Origin of the sequence: Bifidobacterium sp. UBA6881 (assembly GCA_002451435.1) — a bacterium.
Taxonomy (GTDB): domain Bacteria; phylum Actinomycetota; class Actinomycetes; order Actinomycetales; family Bifidobacteriaceae; genus Bifidobacterium.
This window is the reverse complement of record DKCF01000024.1, coordinates 1-1,535: the sequence shown is the minus strand read 5'-3', so window position 1 is coordinate 1,535 and position 1,535 is coordinate 1. Positions and strand designations below refer to the sequence as shown.

1 protein-coding gene is annotated in these 1,535 nt (G+C 63.2%); it reads left to right on the top strand.

The annotated features are described in order from the left end of the window. Nucleotides 1-456: 456 nt before the first annotated feature. Nucleotides 457-1,535 (top strand): adenylosuccinate synthase (locus B3C64_RS01935; protein WP_291533345.1); only part of this gene is annotated, 1,079 nt, incomplete at its 3' end.

The window sequence follows — 1,535 nt, the reverse complement described above, 5'->3', positions numbered from 1 at the left end:
CACCCGCGGGCGGTTGTTTTCTGCCAGTCGGTGGCTGATTTGGGCGTGTGAGTGGAGTCTGAGCGTACCGATTGCTCCAGTGGCTGGCTGATTTGGTCGCGTAGGGCGGGGCTTGGCGTACTGATTGCTCCAGTGATTGACTGATTTGGTCGTGTAGGACGGCGGTTAGCGTACCGATTATTCCAGGCGGTGGCGGAATTGGTCCGCGGCGGGCGGCGGTGGGCTTGCGGCGAGCAACAGCCAACGGTGAGTGGCAGCAGACCGATAATACGCGATGGCCCATGGCGTGCCGGCAAGGCTGACGTGAGTGACAGCGGAGTTGCCACGCTGGCGGTGAGCGGCGGCGGGAATCGATTTGCTACGGGCTGCGAGCCGATGAGACGCGGGAACATACGGTAGAGGGCTCACGGTAGGCTGTTTTCGGCGGAAAACAAGGCGAAGGCGTGGAGGTGCGTTATGCCGGGAATCGTGTTGATTGGCGCCCAGTGGGGCGATGAAGGCAAGGGTAAGGCTACCGATCTTATTGGTACGAAGGTCGACTATGTCGCACGTTTCAACGGCGGCAACAACGCGGGGCACACCGTGGTGGTCGGCGATGAATCGTATGCGCTGCACCTGCTGCCATCCGGCATCATCAGCCCGAATGTGACGCCGGTCATCGGCAACGGCGTCGTCGTCGATCCGGAAGTGCTGTTCCAGGAGATCGACGGTCTGCAGAGCCGTGGCGTGGATTGCTCCCGTCTGCTGGTGAGCGAAAGCGCGCATGTCATCGCGCCGTACCACCGCGTGCTCGACAAGGTGACCGAGCGCTTCCTCGGCAAGCACAAGATCGGCACCACCGGCCGTGGCATCGGACCGGCATACGCCGACAAGATCAACCGTGTGGGCATCCGCGTGCATGACCTGTTCAATGCCGACCACCTGCACGACAAGGTCGAGGCGAGCCTGCACCAGAAGAACCAGATGCTGGTGAAGCTGTACAACCGTCGTCCGATCGATGTGGACGCGACCACCGACGAGCTGCTCAAGCTCGGTGAGCGACTGAAGCCGTACGTCGCCAACACGTCGCTGGTGCTCAACAAGGCGCTCGATGACGGCAAGACCGTGCTGTTCGAAGGCGGTCAGGCCACCATGCTTGACGTGGACCACGGCACCTACCCGTTCGTGACGTCCTCCAACCCGACCGCCGGCGGCGCATGCACCGGTACCGGCGTCGGCCCGACCAAGATCAACCGCGTGATCGGCGTCTCCAAGGCGTATGTGACCCGTGTGGGCGAAGGTCCGTTCCCGACCGAGCTGTTCGGCGAGGAAGGCGATTGGCTGCGCGCCCAGGGCCACGAGTATGGCGTGACCACCGGCCGTCCGCGTCGTTGCGGCTGGTTCGACGCGGTGGTGAATCGTTACGCGGCCCAGGTCAACGGTCTGACCGACATCGTGCTCACCAAGCTCGACGTGCTCACCGGTCTGAAGGAGATTCCGCTGTGCGTGGCTTACGACGTGAATGGCGAGCGTCGCGACGACATGCCGACCGACCA